This window comes from Janthinobacterium sp. 344 (assembly GCF_900112025.1).
Lineage (GTDB): Bacteria > Pseudomonadota > Gammaproteobacteria > Burkholderiales > Burkholderiaceae_D > Janthinobacterium.
In genome coordinates this window covers 349,710-368,847 of record NZ_FOKL01000005.1, presented here as the reverse complement: position 1 = coordinate 368,847, position 19,138 = coordinate 349,710, and the positions used below count along the sequence as shown (strand labels likewise).

The 19,138-nt window shown below is 64.9% G+C and carries 18 protein-coding genes; 10 read left to right on the top strand and 8 right to left on the bottom strand.

The features are described from left to right. Window positions 1–19: 19 nt before the first annotated feature. From BM193_RS15985 to BM193_RS15970, 4 genes are read left to right on the top strand one after another with little or no spacing between them, the layout of a single operon-like run. Entirely contained in the window at window positions 20–1,102 is a 1,083-nt protein-coding gene (locus BM193_RS15985) for an STM4014 family protein (RefSeq protein WP_254786283.1), read from the top strand. Beyond that, window positions 1,095–1,937 carry an STM4013/SEN3800 family hydrolase gene (locus BM193_RS15980; protein WP_092797451.1) on the top strand — a complete coding sequence of 281 codons (843 nt, stop codon included), beginning with the start codon at window positions 1,095–1,097 and terminating at the stop codon, window positions 1,935–1,937. Before BM193_RS15985 ends, BM193_RS15980 begins: the two co-directional genes overlap by 8 nt. Next, window positions 1,934–3,313: an STM4012 family radical SAM protein gene (locus tag BM193_RS15975; protein WP_092797450.1), complete on the top strand. Its 1,380-nt coding sequence runs from the start codon at window positions 1,934–1,936 to the stop codon at window positions 3,311–3,313. The genes BM193_RS15980 and BM193_RS15975 overlap by 4 nt, the downstream gene beginning before the upstream one ends. Continuing rightward, window positions 3,307–4,284 (top strand): STM4011 family radical SAM protein, encoded by a 978-nt coding sequence (locus BM193_RS15970; protein WP_254786260.1) that lies wholly within the window; start codon window positions 3,307–3,309, stop codon window positions 4,282–4,284. Before BM193_RS15975 ends, BM193_RS15970 begins: the two co-directional genes overlap by 7 nt. Window positions 4,285–4,291: 7 nt before the next feature. Here BM193_RS15970 and BM193_RS15965 read toward each other — a convergent pair whose 3' ends face one another. Continuing rightward, complete coding sequence (locus BM193_RS15965) at window positions 4,292–6,487, bottom strand: prolyl oligopeptidase family serine peptidase (protein ID WP_092797449.1); 2,196 nt, start codon at window positions 6,485–6,487, stop codon at window positions 4,292–4,294. 414 nt (window positions 6,488–6,901) lie between these two features. On the opposite strand from BM193_RS15965, the gene BM193_RS15960 reads away from it, so the two are divergent. Next, on the top strand, window positions 6,902–8,689 hold the full coding sequence (locus BM193_RS15960; RefSeq protein ID WP_092798028.1) for a GGDEF domain-containing protein: 1,788 nt from the start codon (window positions 6,902–6,904) through the stop codon (window positions 8,687–8,689). A gap of 45 nt (window positions 8,690–8,734) precedes the next feature. Here BM193_RS15960 and BM193_RS15955 read toward each other — a convergent pair whose 3' ends face one another. The 5 genes from BM193_RS15955 to BM193_RS15935 all read right to left on the bottom strand — a co-directional run bounded on the left by BM193_RS15955 (window position 8,735) and on the right by BM193_RS15935 (window position 13,306). Then, a complete protein-coding gene (locus tag BM193_RS15955) occupies window positions 8,735–9,166 on the bottom strand; it encodes a DUF6386 family protein (protein ID WP_092797448.1) in 432 nt (143 codons plus the stop codon). Between the two features lie 8 nt (window positions 9,167–9,174). Then, window positions 9,175–9,651 (bottom strand): DUF4262 domain-containing protein, encoded by a 477-nt coding sequence (locus BM193_RS15950; protein ID WP_092797447.1) that lies wholly within the window; start codon window positions 9,649–9,651, stop codon window positions 9,175–9,177. A 101-nt stretch (window positions 9,652–9,752) separates the two neighbouring features. Beyond that, entirely contained in the window at window positions 9,753–11,168 is a 1,416-nt protein-coding gene (locus tag BM193_RS15945; protein ID WP_092798027.1) for a tetratricopeptide repeat protein, read from the bottom strand. 218 nt (window positions 11,169–11,386) lie between these two features. Continuing rightward, window positions 11,387–12,016 (bottom strand): 3'-5' exonuclease, encoded by a 630-nt coding sequence (locus BM193_RS15940; protein ID WP_175533310.1) that lies wholly within the window; start codon window positions 12,014–12,016, stop codon window positions 11,387–11,389. 36 nt (window positions 12,017–12,052) lie between these two features. Further along, window positions 12,053–13,306 (bottom strand): Hsp70 family protein, encoded by a 1,254-nt coding sequence (locus BM193_RS15935; RefSeq protein WP_092797446.1) that lies wholly within the window; start codon window positions 13,304–13,306, stop codon window positions 12,053–12,055. A 369-nt stretch (window positions 13,307–13,675) separates the two neighbouring features. On the opposite strand from BM193_RS15935, the gene BM193_RS15930 reads away from it, so the two are divergent. Beyond that, window positions 13,676–14,791: a LacI family DNA-binding transcriptional regulator gene (locus tag BM193_RS15930; protein WP_092797445.1), complete on the top strand. Its 1,116-nt coding sequence runs from the start codon at window positions 13,676–13,678 to the stop codon at window positions 14,789–14,791. 54 nt (window positions 14,792–14,845) lie between these two features. On the opposite strand, the gene BM193_RS15925 is transcribed toward BM193_RS15930, so the two are convergent. Continuing rightward, on the bottom strand, window positions 14,846–15,265 hold the full coding sequence (locus BM193_RS15925) for a YidB family protein (protein WP_092797444.1): 420 nt from the start codon (window positions 15,263–15,265) through the stop codon (window positions 14,846–14,848). A 262-nt stretch (window positions 15,266–15,527) separates the two neighbouring features. Here BM193_RS15925 and BM193_RS15920 point away from each other — a divergent pair, with 262 nt between their 5' ends. From BM193_RS15920 to BM193_RS15910, 3 genes are all read left to right on the top strand, one after another. Then, entirely contained in the window at window positions 15,528–15,740 is a 213-nt protein-coding gene (locus BM193_RS15920; protein WP_034751103.1) for a hypothetical protein, read from the top strand. Between the two features lie 104 nt (window positions 15,741–15,844). Continuing rightward, window positions 15,845–16,570, top strand: coding sequence for a hypothetical protein (locus BM193_RS15915; RefSeq protein WP_092797443.1), 726 nt, complete (start codon window positions 15,845–15,847; stop codon window positions 16,568–16,570). Between the two features lie 74 nt (window positions 16,571–16,644). After that, complete coding sequence (locus BM193_RS15910) at window positions 16,645–17,115, top strand: DUF6328 family protein (RefSeq protein WP_092797442.1); 471 nt, start codon at window positions 16,645–16,647, stop codon at window positions 17,113–17,115. Here the strand turns inward: BM193_RS15910 and BM193_RS15905 are convergent. Beyond that, window positions 17,112–18,014: a LysR substrate-binding domain-containing protein gene (locus BM193_RS15905; protein WP_092797441.1), complete on the bottom strand. Its 903-nt coding sequence runs from the start codon at window positions 18,012–18,014 to the stop codon at window positions 17,112–17,114. The two genes, BM193_RS15910 and BM193_RS15905, sit on opposite strands and share 4 nt — an antisense overlap. A gap of 102 nt (window positions 18,015–18,116) precedes the next feature. Here BM193_RS15905 and BM193_RS15900 point away from each other — a divergent pair, with 102 nt between their 5' ends. After that, window positions 18,117–19,133 carry an aldo/keto reductase gene (locus tag BM193_RS15900; protein ID WP_092797440.1) on the top strand — a complete coding sequence of 339 codons (1,017 nt, stop codon included), beginning with the start codon at window positions 18,117–18,119 and terminating at the stop codon, window positions 19,131–19,133. Window positions 19,134–19,138: the final 5 nt, after the last annotated feature.

The window sequence follows — 19,138 nt, the reverse complement described above, 5'->3', positions numbered from 1 at the left end:
GGAGTTTTATCCTTTGCTGATGCCTCTCACCCTGCTGGCGACACAGGGCAGCAAGCGCGTGCGCCTGATGCAGGCGGCGCGCGCGCAGCTGCGCCTGCCGCCCGCGCAGGTGCTGGAATGGCGCGACTGGCTGGCGCAGCCGGCGCTGCTGCAGCACGCCCTGCGCCAGCCAGGCATACTCAAAATCGAGCCGCCCGGCGACGATCGCGCCGCCCATTTGCAGTTGCTGCAGACGGGGTGCTGCCTGCAAGGCCGCCCGCCCGTGCCTGCGCCCGAACACGGCGAACTGCTGGCCATGGATGCGTGGTTTGCCGGTTTTACGGCGGCCATGACTGCCCTGGACGCGCAACTGCTGGACCTGCCGCACACGCGCATCTTCAATGCGCCGGACGACATCACCCGCATGACGGACAAGCTGGCATGCCAGCGCCACCTGGCCGCGCACGGCGTGCCCGTGCCATTCCTGCTCGGCCCCGTGCACGGCTACGCGCACCTGCAGGAACTGCTGCGCGAGCATGACCTGGACCGCGTGTACCTGAAGCCGCGCTATGGCTCGTCGGCCTGCGGCGTCGTCGCCTACCGGCGCAATCGCGCGGGCCGCCAGCAAGCCACCACCTCGGCCACGCTAATGCGCACGCAGGGCGCGACGCGCCTGCTGAACAGCAAACGCATGGCGCGCTACGCATCGGCACACGACATCGCGGCCCTCGTCGACGCGCTGGCCGCGCAGGCGCTGTACGCGGAGGCATGGCTGAACAAGCCGCGCTGCGGCGACAGCCATTACGACCTGCGCGTCGTCACCATTGACGGCCAGCCCGCGCACCGGGTGGCGCGCATCGGCAGCCAGATGATGACCAATCTGCACCTCGACAACCGGCGCGGCGAGGCGGCGGGCCTGCTGAACGACGCCGACATGCGGGCACTGGAAGACACCGCCGCCCTGGCCGCGCGCGCCTTCCCCCGCAGCCACGTGACGGGCTACGACGTGGTGGTGCGCCACGGCCAGGCCCATGTGCTCGAGGCGAACGCCTTCGGCGACCTGCTGCCCGGCCTTCTGTGGCAAGGCATCGATACTTATACGGCGCAACTGGCCCATGCTTAAAGAAACACCGACCATTCCCGACATGCACGCCATCGTCGGCAGCCACGATATCGTCTTCATCACGCTCGACACCCTGCGCTTTGACGTGGCGCAAGCCCTGTACGAGGCGGGCGAATTGCCCGTGCTGGGGCGCCTGCTGCCGCCTGGCGGCTGGGAGCGGCGCCACTCGCCCGCCACGTTTACCTATGCGGCGCACCAGGCCTTCTTCGCCGGCTTCTTGCCCACGCCGGCCGCGCCAGGCCGCCATCCGCGCCTGTTCGCCTCCGCCTTCGCGGGCAGCGAAACGACCTCGCCGCACACCTTGACGTTCGAGGAAGCCGATATTCCCGCCGCGCTGGCCGCGCGCGGCTACCGCACCATCTGCATCGGCGGCGTGGGTTTCTTCAACAAGCAAACCGCCTTGGGCTCCGTGCTGCCGTCGCTGTTCCAGGAAAGCCACTGGAGCGCGGGCATGGGCGTGGCCAGCCGCCATTCGACGCAAAGACAGGTGGCGCTGGCCATCGAACGCCTGCGCGACGGCGCGCAGCGCACCTTTTTATTCATCAACGTGGCGGCCCTGCACACGCCGAACCGCGCCTACCTGCCCGGCTGCCGCAGCGACAATCTGGACAGCCACGCGGCCGCCCTGCGCTACGTGGACGCGGCGCTGGCGCCCCTGTTTGCCGCCTGCGCGGCGCGCGCGCCCACGTTTGCCATCGTCTGCTCGGACCACGGCAGCGCGTATGGCGAAGACGGCTACCGTGGCCACCGCGTGGCCCACGACAGCGTGTGGCAGGTGCCGTACGCGCATTTCTTCCTCGCGCCCGAATCAACGTTTCAGGAGTCCCCTCAATGAACCCATCCGAACAGCCGGGCACCCTGGCGCAGCGCATGCGCCACACGCCCTACCAGGCGTATTCGTACTCGTATCCGCACAAGGCGGCCTACCGCACCCTGGCCAGGGCGGCGCCGCTGGCGCCGCTGTGGGCGCAGCAGGACCGTTCCGCCCTGTTCGCGTATATCCATATTCCGTTCTGCGAGATGCGCTGCGGCTTTTGCAATCTGTTCGCCATGGCACGCCCCGGCGCCGACATGGTGGAGCGCTACGTGCAGCAAGTGCTGGTGCAGATGCGCGCCCTCGATGGCGCGCTGGGCGAACGGCGCTTCGCCCGCTTCGCGCTGGGCGGCGGCACGCCCACCTACCTGTCGCCCGCGCAGCTCGATACCTTGTTGTGCGGCGCGCGCGACATCCTCGGCATCGATTTGCAGGCCACGCCCGCCGGCATCGAAGCGTCGCCCGAGACCATCACGGCGGAGCGGCTCGCCGTCTGCCGCGCACATGGCATCGACCGCGTCAGCCTGGGCATCCAGAGCTTTGCCGCCGGCGAAATGCGCGCGCTGGCCAGGCCCCAGCAAAACGCCACCGTGCGGCAGGCGATCGGGCTGATACGCGCGGCCGGCTTTCCCACCCTGAACCTGGACCTGATCTACGGCATCGCGGGGCAGACGATCGACAGCCTGCTGGCGTCCATCGACAGCGCGCTGGCTTTCCGGCCCGAGGAGATCTATCTGTACCCGCTGTACGTGCGCGAACAGACAGGCCTGGGCAAGGTGGCGCGGCGCCAGGGCGCGCAGTCGCTCAACCCCATCATGCTGGCGCTGGGCGGCGACAGCCGTCTGGCCCTGTACGCGGCCGCGCGCGACCATTTGCGCGCGCAGGGTTACGAGCAAGTCTCCATGCGCATGTTCCGCGCACCGCATGCGCCGGAACAGAATGGCCCTTCGTACTGCTGCCAGAACGATGGCATGGTGGGCCTGGGCGCGGGCGCCCGCTCGTACACGTCGCGCCTGCATTATTCGAGCGAGTATGCGGTGGCGCGGCTTGATACCATCAACATCATCGACAATTACCTGGCGCTCGACGAAGCGCGCTTCGCGCAGGCCGAGCACGGCTACGTGCTCGATGACGAAGAACAGCGCCGGCGCTACGTGATCCAGTCGCTGCTGACGGAACCGGGCCTGGACCGCGATGCCTACGCGGCGCGCTTCGGCTCCCGCTGCGAGATGGACCTGCCGCAGCTGGCCGAGCTGCACGCGCTGGAACTGGTGGAAGTAAATGGCCCGCTGCTGCGGCTGAACGACCGGGGCTACAGCTACGCCGACACCATCGGCCCCTGGCTGGCATCGGGCACGGTGCGCGCGCTGATGGCCGAGGGCGGACAGGCGTGCTGACAGCGCCGCCAGGTTTCGCGCAAGCGGGCACGCTGTCGCTGCTGTACCGGGGCACGCTGGCCAGCTGCAACTACGCCTGCGGCTACTGCCCGTTCGCCAAGAAGCGCGACAGCCGCGCCGCGCTGGCCCGCGACGCGCGCGAAGTGGCGCGTTTTACGGATTGGATTGCGCGGCAAACGCGCCCCATCGGCGTGCTGTTTACGCCCTGGGGCGAGGCGCTGGTGCGGCGCCACTACCGCGCGGCCATGCAAGCCCTGGCCGCCTTGCCGCACGTGCGCCAGGTGGCGCTGCAGACGAATCTGTCCGGTCCGCTGGACTGGCTGCAGGGGATGGATGGCCTGGAAAAGATCGGCCTGTGGTGCACCTACCACCCGGACCAGACGACCTTGGCGCGCTTTCTTGCGCGCTGCGCGCGCCTGGACGCCATGGGCGTGCGCTATTCCGTCGGCGTCGTGGCGATGAATGCACACCTGGATGCCATCCGCGCCCTGCGCGCCGCCCTGCCCGCGCACGTCTACCTGTGGCTGAACGCGTATGACCGGCGTGGTCCCGGCTACTACGCGGTGGAAGACCTGGCCTGGCTCGACGCCGTCGACCCATGGTTCGCGCAAAACCGCCGCCCTTCGCCCTCGCGTAATAAACCGTGCCTGGCGGGCGAGGCGTCGCTATCCGTCGATGGCGACGGCGAACTGGCGCGCTGCCATTTCGTGCCCGAGCGGCTGGGGAATCTGTATGAGGATGATCTGGCGGAGATGCTGCAGGAACGCCGCTGCCCGCGCTTCAAGTGCGATTGCTATATCGGCTATGCGCAGCGCAAGGATTTGCCGTTTCAGGCGGTGTTTGGGGAGGGGGTATTGGCTAGAATAGCCCCAGAGACAAGGGCCGGGGTCGGCCCCGACGGGGGAATGTGTCCCAATGGGACACATTCCGATCGAGATGCGACCGACCCCGGTGTCTGTCTTGGGGTTTAAATAAGACTTACTGCGCCGCCACCTTGGCCGGCTCCGCCACTGCCGGCGTCATCTTCAGCGAACGGCTGAGGAAGCCCCAGCGGTCCGCCACTTCTTCGATCTGCTTGGTCGTCGGCTTGCCGGCGCCATGGCCCGCCTTGCTGTCGATGCGGATCAGCACGGGCGCCGCGCCGCCTTGCGCTGCCTGGGCGGCGGCGGCGAACTTGAAGCTGTGCGCCGGCACCACGCGGTCGTCATGGTCGGCCGTGGTGATCATGGTGGCCGGATAGCAGCCGCCCGCCTTCAGGTTATGCAGCGGCGAGTATTTCACCAGCGCCTTGAACTGCTCGGCATCGTCCGACGAGCCATAGTCAGGCACCCAGCCCCAGCCCACGGTGAACTTGTGGAAGCGCAGCATGTCGAGCACGCCCACTTGCGGAATCGCCGCGGCGAACAGGTCGGGACGCTGCGTCATGGCCGCGCCCACCAGCAAGCCGCCATTGCTGCCGCCGCCGATCGCCAGCTTCGATGGCGAAGTGACCTTGTTGTCCACCAGCCATTGCGCCGCGCCGATAAAGTCGTCGAACACGTTTTGTTTGTTCAGCTTGGTACCGGCCTGGTGCCACGCTTCGCCGTATTCGCCGCCGCCGCGCAGGTTGGCCATCACGTAGACGCCGCCCATTTCCACCCAGGCAAGATTGGCCACGGAGAAGCTCGGCGTGAGCGAAATATTGAAGCCGCCATAGCCGTACAGATACGTCGGGTTGGTGCCGTCGAGCTTCATGCCTTTTTTCGAGACGATGAACATCGGCACCTTGGTGCCGTCGCGGCTGGTGAAGAACTGCTGGCGCGTTTCAAAGGCGTTCGGGTCGAAATCGACCTTCGGCTGGCGGTACACCGTGCTCTTGCCCGATTTCATGTCGTAGCGGTAGATGGTGGCGGGCGTCGTGAAGCTGGTAAACGAGTAGAACGTTTCCGTGTCGCCACGCTTGCCCGCAAAGCCGCCGGCCGAACCGATGCCCGGCAAGGTCACTTCGCGCACCGGCTTGCCCTTCAGGTCGACGATCTTGATCTGCGTTTGCGCATCTTTCAGGTAGTCGAGCACCAGCTGGTTGTTGATCAGGTTGACGGCGACGAGGGTTTCCGCGCTTTGCGGCACGATTTCCTTCCAATCGGCGGGCGCGGGCTTGCGCGTGTCGATGGCGATCACGCGCGATTTCGGCGCATTGTTGTCCGTCTTGAAGAAGAACACGGGGCCGTCATTGTCGATGAACGCGTACGACGCGTCGAACGCTTCGAGCAAGCCCACGACCTTGGCGTTCTTCTGGCGCAAGTCCTTGTAGAAGACGCGGTTCTTGCGTTCCGTGCCCTGCGTAGCCGTGATGATCAGGTAATTGCCGTCATCGCTGACGACGCTGCCGCCAAACGCCCATTCCTTCTGGTCGGGACGGTCGAAGACCAGCACGTCGTCGCTTTGCGGCGTGCCGATCTTGTGGAAGTACAATTTCTGGAAGTAATTGATATCGGCCAGCTTGGTCGCTTCGTTCGGCGCGTCATAGCGGCTGTAGAAGAAACCGCTGTTGTCCTTGGTCCACGAGGCGCCCGAGAACTTGGCCCACTGGATGTGGTCCGTCAAATCCTTGCCCGTTTCGATGTCGCGCACTTTCCATTCGTTCCAGTCGGAACCGGAAGCGGCCGTGGCATACGCCAGGTACTTGCCGTTCGGGCTGATCGAGGTGCCGGCCAGCGCCACCGTGCCGTCGCTCGACAGCGTGTTCGGGTCGAGCAGCAGACGCGGCTCGTCCGTCAGTTTTTTCACCGTGTACAGCACGGCCTGGTTTTGCAAGCCGTCGTTGCGGCTGTAGAAATAACGGCCGCCCTGCTTGGTCGGCGTAGAGAAACGCTCATAGTTCCACAGCTTGGTCAGGCGCTGCTTGATCGCCGCGCGCTCGGGAATGGTGCCCAGGTACGCTTGCGTCAGCTTGTTTTGCGCCACGACCCATTCCCCCGTTTCCGCGCTGTTGGCATCTTCCAGCCAGCGGTATGGATCGGCGATGGTGGTGCCGAAGTAGCTGTCTTGCTGGTCGACTTTTTTACTGACCGGATATGCCACGGGCGCGCCATCGCCGGCAGGGCAAGCGGCGGCTGGAGCGGTCTGGGCCAGGGCGTTGCCACCGAATGCGGCCAGCAAGCTGAATATGAGGGTTGCACTACGTAATTGCATGGGTTCTTGTCTCATTGTTGGATGTCGGGGAAAGCATGCCGCTCAAGCAAACTCTGCGGCTGCCTATGTTGACTTTCGCCAAGAGAAATCATAGCGCGGATTGGCACTTTTAAAGCACAGTTATCTGATGATTTTCCCATCTTTTGTTTGGGCAATTCCAAGAACCGGCCATGATAAATCTCGCTTTCGGCGGAATCGGCAAACTGACGTTCACACAAGAAACATTATCAAAAGCAAAGTCGTTTCATCAAGCGGTCATAAATCATCTTTACTATCGGCAACATGTTCATGGCCCGTCCAGAGGCCGTGCCGCCACGTCCGCCTATGCACACTCTCGCCCTCCCCACCGCCACCGCCGCGCCGCCCGGCGCGATGCCAACGAACGTTGCCTACCTGAAGCCGCCAGCGGCCGCCATGAGCATCGAAGGGACGGATGCCTTGCACGAGATCCTGGCCGGCCGCAAGCTCAGTGCCCTGTTCCAGCCCATCATCCACATGCAAAGCGGCGAGATCATCGGCTACGAAGGCTTGATCCGGGGGCCATCGGACAGCCCCCTGCATGCACCGATGAACCTGTTCAAGGTGGCGCGCGCGCATGACCTGACCCTGGAAGTGGAGCACCTGTGCCGCCAGGTGGTGCTCGAACGCTTTGCCGAGTTGCAGCTGCCGGGCAAGCTGTTCCTCAACGTCAGCCCCGAATGCTTGCTGGTGCGCAATGCGCGCCATGGCGAGACGCTGGAATACATCGAGCACATCGGCATCAATCCGGACCGGGTCATCATCGAGCTGACGGAAAACCAGCCCACTTATGACTACGAGCTGATGCGCGAAGCGGTGCTGCATTACCGTAACATGGGTTTCCAGATCGCCATTGACGACCTGGGCGAAGGCTTTTCCAGCCTGCGCCTGTGGTCGGAATTGCGCCCGGAATACGTGAAGATCGACATGCATTTCATCCAGGGCATCAACAATGACCCCGTGAAACTGCAATTCGTGCGCTCGATCCAGGAAATCGCGGAAAAGTCGGGCACCCTGGTGATTGCCGAAGGCATCGAGGCGCAAACGGAATTGCTGGTCTTGCGCGACCTGGGCGTGGCCTTCGGACAAGGCTATCACCTGGGCCGGCCCCACATGGTGCCGGCGCGCGCCCTGCCCGCCGAAGTGGTGCAGGCGCTGGGACGCCATGGCGTGGCCGTGTATCCGCAGCGCAGCAGCCTGGAGAAGAACGGCGCCAGCATCCGCAAGCTGCTGCACCGGGTGGCGGCCGTCTCGCCGGAAAAAAACAATAACGAGGTGTACGAGATTTTCCTGAAGGAGCCCAAGCTGATGATCATCCCCGTCGTCGATGACGGCATGCCGCTGGGCCTGATCAGCCGCTTCGAGATGATCGACCACTTCGCCCGCCCCTATCAGCGCGAACTGTACGGCAAGAAATCGTGCAGCCTGTTCATGGATGCCAATCCCCTCGTCGCCGACCACGAGACCAGCTTGCAGGAACTCAGCTACACCATGGTGCAGTCCGATGCGCACCATTTATTCAATGGCTTCATCATTACCGAGCACGGCCGCTACCTGGGCATGGGCACGGGCCACGACCTGATGCGCGAAATCACGCAGATGCAGATCAATGCGGCCCGCTACGCCAATCCCCTGACGCAACTGCCCGGCAACGTGCCCATCAATGAACATATCGACCGCCTGCTGCACAGCGGCACCCGCTTCTGGGTCTGCTATTGCGACCTCGACCACTTCAAGCCCTTCAACGATGTGTACGGCTACCGCAAGGGCGACGACGTGATCCAGCTGACGGGAGAAATCCTCAGCGGCCATTGCGACCCGAACCGCGATTTCATCGGCCATATCGGCGGCGACGATTTCATGATCCTGTTCCAGAGCGAGGATTGGGAAACGCGCTGCCAGGCCATGCTGGACGATTTTGCGGCCGCCATCCTCGCCTATTACAGCCCGGGCGACTGCGAGCGGGGCGGCTACATCAGCGAAGACCGGCAGGGCAAGAAAGTGTTTTATTCACTCATCAGCCTATCGCTGGGCGTCATCAAGGTCGAGGCGCACCAATACTACACGCACCACCAGATCGCCACGCGGGCGGCCGAAGCGAAAAAGCAGGCGAAGAAAATCCACGGCAACAGCCTGTTCCTGGACCGCCGGCAAGGCATGGGCCTGGCGCGCATGGATGCCTAGACAGGCTGGCTGTACCTTGCACCGCCTGTATCTTGCACTGTTGGATTAGATGCGCACCAGCGCGTCAAAGGCATTGCTGGCACGCGCATCGGGCAGCAAGGCCAGGCGGATGCGCGCACCATCGCGCCGCGCCTGCAGGCAGTAACTGCCCGCGGGCACGTCCAGGAACAGGCCGCCGCAATCGGCATCCGGCTCCAGCCCGCCACCCGTGACGTCCTCACCCGCACCGATGTAGACGCGGCCCGAGCGCACGGCCAGGTGCACGCTCACCTGGGGCGCGGCAAGTTCCGCCTGCAGCGTGACCTCATACGCGTCATCGCCGCCCACGTTGAAAAACGCCACCTGGCCCGCGTTCACGGCCGCCAGTTCCGCGCAAGGGATGCTCCACCAGTCGCCATCGTCGTCCAGCCTGTGGCGCACGGCGGCCGGGTCGAACACGCACACGGTGGCCGTGCCGGTGACTACCGTGACGGTCATGCCCTCAGTCATGCCGCCTGCGGTGCCGGCCCCAGCAGTGGCTGGCTGGCGACATACGCTTCGCCGGCCTGCGCATCCCACGGGAAATACCCATCGCGCGACGGCCAGACGATCTGGTACAAGCTAAAATCATTGCCCTGGTAATACCAGCGCGCATAGCCGACGTAGTCGCGGTACTGCGCTTGCGGCACGCGCACGAAGGCGCACCGGTGGCCTTGCAGCAAAGCATCCGTGGTGGCCGTGAAATCCGTGATGGCGCCGCCGCGCGCGGCATCGAGCGCCACGTCGAGTATGGTGTGGGCCATGGCTTGCGGCAAGCCCATGATAAGAAACTCGGGCAGGCCGAAGCTATGGCCAGCGCCTATCGTGAAGGCATAGCCGGGTCCCTCGTCATCGCCGGCGATGTACACGCCGTGCCAGCCATGTATTGCGATATCATCGATGACCTTTTGTTCGGATGCATCTTCGCCTGCCTGCCTTACCATCGCGATCCTTTCCCTGTCCCGCATACCAACACATGCCGGAGCAAGGCATGCCGAGGGGGCATTATCGCATGCGTCGGCGCGCACGACACGGTGGCGCCGCCTCACGCGCGCGGCGGCACTGGCGGCGCTGGCGGCACTGGCGGCAAGGCCAGGCCATGGGCCAGACGCCATTGCCGCATCAACTCCCGGGCTTGCTGCAATTGCCCCGGTGCCAGCTTGGCGCCGCTGGCCTCGCGCGCGCCGGCCGCCGTGCCGTCGCCGCCGTCGGCCGCCAGCGCCAGCCACATGTAGGCGCGCACGGGGTCCTTGTCCACGCCGCGTCCGCCGTTGTACATGCCGCCCAGGTTGTACTGGGCCAGCGCATGGCCCTGCTCGGCGGCACGCGTGTACCAGTGCACGGCCAGGCCATCGTCTTGCGGCACGCCATGGCCATTCGCATACATGACGCCCAGGTTGTTTTGTGCGCTGGCATCGCCCTGCTCGGCAGCCGTGCGGTACCAGTGCACGGCGCACACGGCATCGCGGGCCACGCCGTGGCCATTGGCATACATCACGCCCAGGTTGAACTGGGCGTTTGCCGCCCCTTGGGCCGCCGCCCGGGCGTACCAGTCGAGCGCCTGGCGCAAGTCGCAGGCAACGCCGCGCCCGCCCGCGTACATGCCGCCCAGGTTGTATTGCGCCATGCAGTGGCCCTGCAGGGCGGCGCGGCGGTACCAGGCCACGGCGCGCGCCTCGTCCCGCTCCACGCCCTGCCCGCGCGCCAGCATCACGCCCAGGTTGAACTGCGCATCCATGTCGTCCTGCTCGGCGGCCCGCTGCAGCCAGGCATAGGCGCGCAGCTGGTCGGGCGCCACGCCCAGGCCTTCCGCATAGGCCACCCCCAGCTGCCGCTGCGCCACGGCCAGGCCTTGGGCGGCCGCCTGGCGAAACCAGGCCAGCGCCTGCGTGTCGCTCTGCGCCACGCCCTGGCCCCGCTTGTAGACGAGGCCCAGGTTCAGCTGCGCCTGCGCATCGCCCTGCAAGGCGGCCTTGCGGAACCAGGCCAGGGCCAGCGCATCGTTCTTTTTCGCGCCCAGCCCCTGCGCATACGCTTCGCCCAGCAGCGACTGCGCGCTGGCCACACCCTGCTCGGAGGCGCGGTAGAACCATGCCAGTGCCAGCTCGTCGCTTTGCAGCACGCCTCTTCCCTTGCGGTACATCTGGCCCAGGTTTTGCTGGGCCGACGCATCGCCCTGCGCGGCGGCGCGGCGGAACCACAGCACCGCCTCTTCATCACTCTGTGCCACGCCACGGCCATGGTAATACAGGGCGCCCAGGTGATTTTGCGCGAATGCCAGCCCCTGCAGCGCCGCCAGGCGCAGCCAGACAAAGGCGCGCGCATCGTCGTGCGCGACACCCTCCCCCTTCTTGTACATCAGCCCCAGGTTGAATTGAGCATAGGCATTGCCCTGTTCGGCAGCCGTGCGGAACCAGATATACGCCTGGTGGCTATCTCTGGCAGTATGGTGCTTGTCCATATGCGCCCCCATCCACATTGCGCTTGCCGGCAGCGCGCGCAAAACGGCGGCCCAGGGCGGCGAAATCGTGTGTTGCTTAAATTTTAAATTCGATGCGGGGAAAGGACTTGAGCGAACTCAAAGGAAATAACAAAATTACATCGTTTTGATGAGTCCGCTTCCAAGGGAAGCGGACGATTGCACGCCAGAATTGGCGCGCGGCAAACATCGGGGAAACGTCAGCGGCGCGACGGGTGTTTCTGCAGGAATTGCGGCACCTTGGCCGCCGCCAGCTTGTTCAAGGACACGAGCAAATCGGCATCGACGTCGGCGATGCCATAGTTGCTGCGCAAATGGCGGCCGATATGGATCAGCACTTGCGCCGCCACTTCCGCATCGGACTCGGCCCTGTGGGCGGCGCTCTTGAAAGCGATGCCCAGCTGGCTCGACAGCAGCCCCAGCTTGTAGCTGGACATGCCGGGAAACACGCGGCGCGACAGTTTCAGCGAACACACGAGCGACTGGTGCGCGGGGGCCAGGTTCAGCCTGGCGCTTTCCGCGCGCAGGAACTTTTCATCGAAACTGGCGTTGTGCGCCGACAAGGCATCGCTGCCGATAAAATCCAGCAGCTGCGGCACGACGTCCGCCACGGGCGGCGCCTTGTCCACCATCGCCTGCGTGATGCCCGTCAAGCCCGTGATGAACGCGGGAATGCGCGCATTGCAGTTGATCAGGGTCACATAGCGGTCCGTGATCTGCCCGCCCTCGATGCGCAGGGCCGCCACTTCCGTGATGCGGTCGCCCATGTCGGGAGACAGACCGGTCGTCTCGAAGTCGATCATGACGATCGGTTTGTCAAACACATGCATGGGGCGTTCTTTCGTGAGGGCGGCAATGGGGGAGGATTATCCACCGAATTTACGCACCGCGTCCAGCGCCAGTCCCGCGCCGATGCTGCCGAACAAGTCTCCTTCGACCTTGCGCGCCGCCGGCACCAGGGCCGCGATCTTTTCGCGCAGCAGGCGCACGCCGCTCGAGCCGCCCGTGAAGAACACGGTATCGACGGCGTCCGGCGCCACGCCCGCGTCGCGCAGCAGCCGCAGCACGGTCTCTTCCACGGAACCGCACAGGTGGCCGATGGCGTCGTCGAATTGCGCGCGTTTCAGCAGCAGGCTTTGCGCGGGCGACAAACGGTCCAGCTCCAGCTGCACTTCGGCCGCGTCCGACAGGGCGATCTTGCCCTCCTCCACCTTCATGGCCAGCCAGTGGCCGGCGCGCTCGTCGATCAGCGTTTGCAGCCGTTTCACTTTGTCTTGCTCGCGCGCATCGCGGCACACGTCGGCCAGCTGCACCCAGATCTTCTTGGTATAGGCCAGGTTGATCGTGTGCCAGGTGGCCAGGTTGAAATAATAGCTGGATGGCACTTCGCTATTGTTATGCAGGCGGCTGCCATAACCGAGCAAAGGCATGACGGACGACAGGCTCAGGTATTTATCGAAGTCCGTGCCGCCGATGTGCACGCCGCCCGTGGCGAGGATGTCGTCGCGGCGTTCCGTTTTTTTCGCCCGCTCGGGCGACAGGCGCACCAGCGAAAAGTCGGACGTGCCGCCGCCGATGTCGGCGATCAGCACCAGCTCTTCCCTGGCTATCTGCGACTCGTAGTCGAACGCGGCGGCGATGGGTTCGAACTGGAAGGCCACGTCCTTGAAACCGACGGAACGGGCCACGTCGGCCAGCGTGTCCTGCGCCAGCTGGTCGGCTTGCGCGTTGTCGTCGATAAAGAAGACGGGACGGCCGAACACGGCGGACGAGAATTCGCGGCCGGCGGACTGCTCGGCGCGGCGTTTCACTTCGCCGATGAATTGTGCCAGCAACATGCGGAATGGCAGCGCGCGGCCGCCCACTTCCGTCTGGCCGTCGATGAGACTGGTGCCCAGCAAGCTTTTCAGCGAGCGCATCAAACGCCCTTCATAGCCGGCCAGATAACCGGCCAGCGCCGCGCGGCCAAAACTGACCTCCTCGTCTTCCGCATTGAAGAAGACGACGGATGGCAAGGTGGTCTTGCCATCCTCCAGGCCGAGCATGGTGCTCTGCCCGGGACGTACCCAGCCTACCGTGGAATTTGACGTGCCGAAATCGACGCCGCATGCATGGTCCATGTCGACCCTTCCCTGAATAAAGGGGCGTTATGTTATCAGAAGGCACGCAGTTGCACTAGACATATATGCGTGCGCCTGACGTTCCCCCAGGACGGCGGCACGGAGCTTGCCTAGCGGCAAGTACCGCCTGGACCGGCTGGCAAGCCGTCGCACCCGCCGACCACGTGGCGGCCATGCAGGCAACGGCGAGGCAACGGCGGCCGCGGCACGCATGCCACTTGCCAATTCATCATATTTTTTGCAACATGAATAAGAAAACAGTCTTGCCATATGGCAATCTTTTACGCTATGCTCGTCCTTCCCGTCCGGGCCGCCACAAGCGGCCGGGCCCGCAGGAACACTTTGAGACAGCTTGCTTGCCAGACCAATATGCGAAAAAAGAATACTGTCGACCGCATCCCCAGTACCACGTCCGCCGCACGCAGCCTGCCCTCCGCCGGACGCCGCGTCACCTCGTATGACGTGGCCCTGCTGGCCGGCGTGTCGCAGTCGGCCGTGTCGCGCTGCTTCAAGCCCGGCGCCAGCGTGTCGCAAGCCACGCATGCCAAGGTCATGCAGGCGGCCATCACGCTCGACTATATCCCCAACGCGGCCGCGCGCAGCCTGATCACGCGCCGCTCGAACCTGGTGGCCGTCATCATTTCCAACCTGGCCAGCCTGTACTATCCGCAAGTGCTGTCCGACCTGAGCCAGCAGATCGCCCGCCAGGGCAAGCGCCTGCTGCTGTTCACCCTGGAACGCGAAGCCGATATCGGCAAAGTGCTCAGCGACGTGTGGCAGTACCAGGTCGATGGCGCCATCGTCGCGGCCGGCCTGTCGGATGAACAAATGGCCGAGTTCGGCCGGCGCGAGGTGCCGCTGGTGCTGTTCAACCGCAGTCCGCGCGAACACGCCGTGCATGCCGTGCTGTGCGACCAGGCGGAAGCGGCGCGCCTGCTGGTATCGCGCCTGGCCGAGGCCGGCCACCGCCAGTTCGCCATCATCGACGGCCCTGGCGACTCGGTCGTGGCGCAGGAACGCAAGGCGGGCGTGCTGGACCGCCTGCTGAGCCTGGGCCTGCCCGCGCCCATCGTCGTCAGCGGCAACTACGACTACGCCAGCGGCGGCGGCGGCTTGCGCAAGGTCATCGACCGCCTGGGCCGCGTGCCGGACGCCGTCATCTGCGGCAATGACATCATGGCCATCGGCTGCCTGGACACGGCGCGCCACCAGCTGGGCATCCAGGTGCCGCTGCAAATGTCCGTGGCCGGCTTCGATGCGCTGGAAGCGTCGGGCTGGCTCAGCTACGACATCACCACCCTGCGCCAGCCCGTGCAAAAGATGGCGGCCGATGCCGTCGCCATGCTGGGCGAGCTGATGGAGCGGCGCGGCGGCAGCGCCGAGCGGCGCCGCTATTGCTCGTATCTGGTCGAGGGCAGCACGGCGCGCCTGACGCGCGAACCAGCGTATATGGAGCAGCGCTTCGGCATGATGGCGGCCGCCTAGACACAAAAAAACCTCGCATCGCTGCGAGGTTTTTTGCTGGGCACATGCCGACGATCAACCGAAGAACTTGCCCTTCAGCATATTCAAGCCCTGGCTGACCAGGTCATTGCCTTCCGGCACTTTTCCATCGGGCGTCAGCTTGTCGATCAGTTGCGGCAGCAATGCCGCCAGGCCACCGGACGCGGCGTCCGGCGCGACGCCGGCCTTTTCCGCGATCTGGCTGACCGTGTCGGCGCCCAGCGCATCCTTGATCTGTTCGCCCGATACGGGCGCGTTCGCGCCCGTGCCGATCCAGCTGGCCACCTGGTCGCCCAGGCCGCTTTCCTGGAATTTTTGCAGCAGGCCCGGCAAGCCGCCATGTTGGTTGACCAGGTCCATCACGCTGGCCATCAAGCCCGATGGGGCTTCCCCGTCCGCGCCCTTGTTGCCCAAAGCGCTCATCGCCTGTCCTGCAAGTTGGTCTAGCAAACTCATCGTAATCTCCTGAACGCTATCAATGTGAGGCCGCATGCCGCGGCGTCCGGTATGGCGCAGACCATTCTCCGCCATGGAAAATCATTATACTATGAATAATAGAAATGCTATTATAGCAATTCTCGCGTTGGCGACAGAGCGGGCTCGACTGCCGAGTCACCCCCCTCCATGATATTTACTTCGGCACGACATGCAAGCGTAAATTGAGTGACAACAAAAACGTGTAGAATAATTTTTCCTACTTACTGAGGAGTATCAAGAGATGAACATCAATAAAGCGGTAGACAAGGCCTACGAAAAAAAGACGTTCAAGGAAATCGCCGATGCCCCCGTCGACGCGCTGCAAGGCGTCAGCGAGAAGGATGCGGAGCTGCTCAAGCAGGCATTCAACATCAAGACCGTGCGTGACCTGGCCAATCTGAAATACTCGAAATGGGCGCGCGCCATCGTCACGCTGGCCGACACGGAAGAATAAGGCGGGGCCATGTCCCGCACGCGGCATACCGCCAAGCCCGCCCGTGACGGCGGGCTTGTGCATTTTGTGGCTGGCAAGGCGATAGCCGCGCGCGGGTGCGCCCGGTGACGCCGCTGACCTTGCCCGGCATGTGCTGGCCCCTGCAGGCGAGCACGGGCCATCTTGGCGTCACGACAACGCTCATCACGGGCCACTTCCGCGCCGGCGCGGGCCAGGACGCCATCGTCCAGTGCGCGCTGGTCCCGGCAGGCAAGTTCCGCAACGGCGCGCTACGTCACTGGTGCCGCACGCACCAGCACTATTGGGGCACACAGGCCGACCTCGCGGACGCGCAGGCGACGCAGCAGCGGCGCTGCCGGCAACATGCCAGCCCCATGGGCTATGTGCTGTATCCGGCGCTGTTCGATCCCATGCAGTGTCACGCCGCCACCTTGCGCCTGGACCAGGATGGCATGCTGCAATTGCGCGCCAGGGCCGACCTGGGCGGCGCCCTGCTGGTGCGCGATGCGCCCGCCCTGGCCATCGATTGCCGCGCGCTGTCCGGCGTGTTTCATCCCGACATCGTCCAGCTGAACATCACGCCGCCGGCCGCGCAGGCGTTCGCCGCCGCGCTGCAGGCCGGCGTGCCGCTGGACTGCAGCGACTGCGCCCGCTGCGGCCATCCGCACCTGGACCTGGGCAGCTTCGCACAGGCGCCGCACCGCCGCCACACCTGCGGCCATTGTGGCCACGACGCTTCCCACAGTGCCAGCGCCATCGTCTCCACGCCGCTGTGGCGCCTGCGCGCGTTCGCCTTGCGCCACCCGCAGCGCTTCGCGCAATGCCTGTGAAGGTGCGCCCGCCCACAGTCAGGCGCCGCGCCGCCGCGTAGACTGCCAGCATTGCCACCACAAGGAACGCCGCCATGCCGCACGCTCAACCACGGGACGACCAGCAGCCAGCCGACGAAGGCGATTTGTCCGACCTGCTCAGCGAATTGCGCATCCTGCTGCCCGGCGCGCAGATGCTCACGGCCTTCCTCATCATCCTGCCCTTCAATGGCGGCTTCGCGAAAATCGTGCAGGCGGAAAAAATCGTCTTCCTGCTGACCTTTTTCCTGTCCATGACCAGCCTGGTGCTGCTCAGCGCGCCGGCCATCCAGCACCGCGTGATGCGCCCCCTGCAAGACCGCGAGCGCTTCAAGCGCGTAGCCGACCGCATCATGATGTGCGGCGCCTTTTCGCTGGCGCTGGCATTCATCCTCGGCACCAACCTGGTGATGTCGGAAGTCTTCGGCCACATCGCCGGCATCGTCGCCTGCGTGCTGATGGGCACGCTCATCGTCTGCCTGTGGTGGTGGCTGCCCCTGCACCTGAAACATGCGAGGAAAATCTAGGCTGCCGCCCCCGCCTGCTCCAGCAAGGTGGCACGGAAGATGCCCACCAGCGGACGCAAGTTGACCTTGTGCCAGGCCAGCCACAAGGGCGTGCGGTAGCTGAACCATGGCAAGGCGCGCACGACGACGCCGGCTGGCGCGTGCTGGCGCAGGCTGTGCTGGATCATGGCCATGCCCAGTCCGGCCGCCACCAGGCCCAGCGCCGTCAGCGGTTCCGTCGCTTCCATGCGGATATCGGGCGTGAAACCGGCGCGCGCGCAGGCGGCGATGAAGTTATCGTGCTTCAGCACGCTTTCCTTGTGCAACACGGCAATCCATTCCTGGCCCGCCAGGTCGTCCGGGGTCAGCTCGGCCTTGCCTGCCAGCGGATGCGTTTCCGGCATGGCCAGCAGCATGGGATCGCTCAGCACCTGCGCGCAGTCGAGGTCCGGATCATTCGGCAGCGGCGGTTCGCACAGCAGGGCGATGTCGAGGCTGCGCTGGCGCAAGCCTTCGATCTGCTCGGCCGAATGCAGGTTGTACAGGGCCACGTGCACCTGCGGCCGCGACGCGCGCAAGGTGCGCAAGCCGTCGGGCAGGACGCCCGCATGCATGGCGTTTTCGATGTAGCCTATGCACAGGCCGCCCTCGTCGCCACGGCCCAGGCGCCTGGCCAGCGCCTCCAGGCGGTTCCCGTGGGTAATGAAGGCGCGCGCCTCGGCCAGGAAAGTATGGCCATCGCGCGTCAGGCGGATGCGCTGCGCGCTGCGCTCGAACAGGGTCAGGCCCAGCTTGTCTTCGAGCTGGGCGATCTGCCGGCTCAGCGGCGATTGGGAAATATGCAGGCGCTCGGCGGCCCGTCCCACGTGTTCTTCCTCGGCGACGGCGATGAAGTATTGCAATTGACGTATGTCCAGCATGTCAGACCTTTTGAGACTCAAGTTGCGCCAATTATGTCTTGGACAGGCTTAACTTGTCCAGCTATTCTGTCTCCATTCACTCACTCATTGAAGGAAAACACCATGACGATCAAACACTTACTGACAGGCAAACTGGGTTTTGGCACGGCGCCGCTGGGCAATATGTTCCGCAACATTCCCGAGGAAGAAGCGCTGGCGACAGTCGATGCGGCCTGGGACAGCGGCATCCGTTATTTCGATACGGCCCCGTTCTATGGCGCCGGCCTGGCCGAGCTGCGCCTGGGCGCCGCCCTGAAACAGCGCCGCCGCGACGATTACGTGCTCAGTACCAAGGTCGGCCGCCTGATCCTCGACGAGCAGGAAGACCCGGCGACGCGTGACATGGGCGAGAAAGGCGGCTTGTTCGAATTCGGCCGCAAGAACAAGATCGTCGACGACTATTCGGCCGACGCCACCCTGCGCTCGATCGACGACAGCCTCAAACGCCTGGACACGGACCGCCTCGACATCGTCTGGGTACATGACATCGCGCAAGACTTCCATGGCGACAACTGGCTGGCGCAATTCGAGATTGCCCGCACGGGCGCCTTCCGCGTGCTGACCCGCTTGCGCGAGGAAGGCGTGATCAAGGCCTGGGGCGTGGGCGTAAACAAGGTGGAACCGCTGGAACTGACCCTGGATTTGAGCGAAGCGCAGCCGGACGCCTTCCTGCTGGCCGGCCGCTATACCCTGCTCGACCATGAACGGGCGCTGCAGCGCCTGATGCCGGCCGCGGCAAGTCAGAACGTCGACATCGTCGTGGGCGGCCCCTACAGCTCGGGCATCCTGGCCGGCGGCGCGCACTTCGAATACCAGAAAGCCTCGCCCGCCATCATCGCCAAGGTGGAACGCATCAAGGCCATCGCCGCGCGCCATGGCGTCAGCGTGAAGGCGGCGGCCCTGCAATTTTCCTTGGCCAACCCGGCCGTGGCCGCCGTGATTCCCGGCGCCAGCCGCCCGGAACGCCTGGCCGAGGACCTGGCAGCCTTGCACGCCGTCATCCCCGCCGCCTTCTGGCACGAGATGCGCGCCGAACAGCTGGTGTCGCCGTTCGCCCCGCTGCCCGGCAGCACTCTCTAATATAT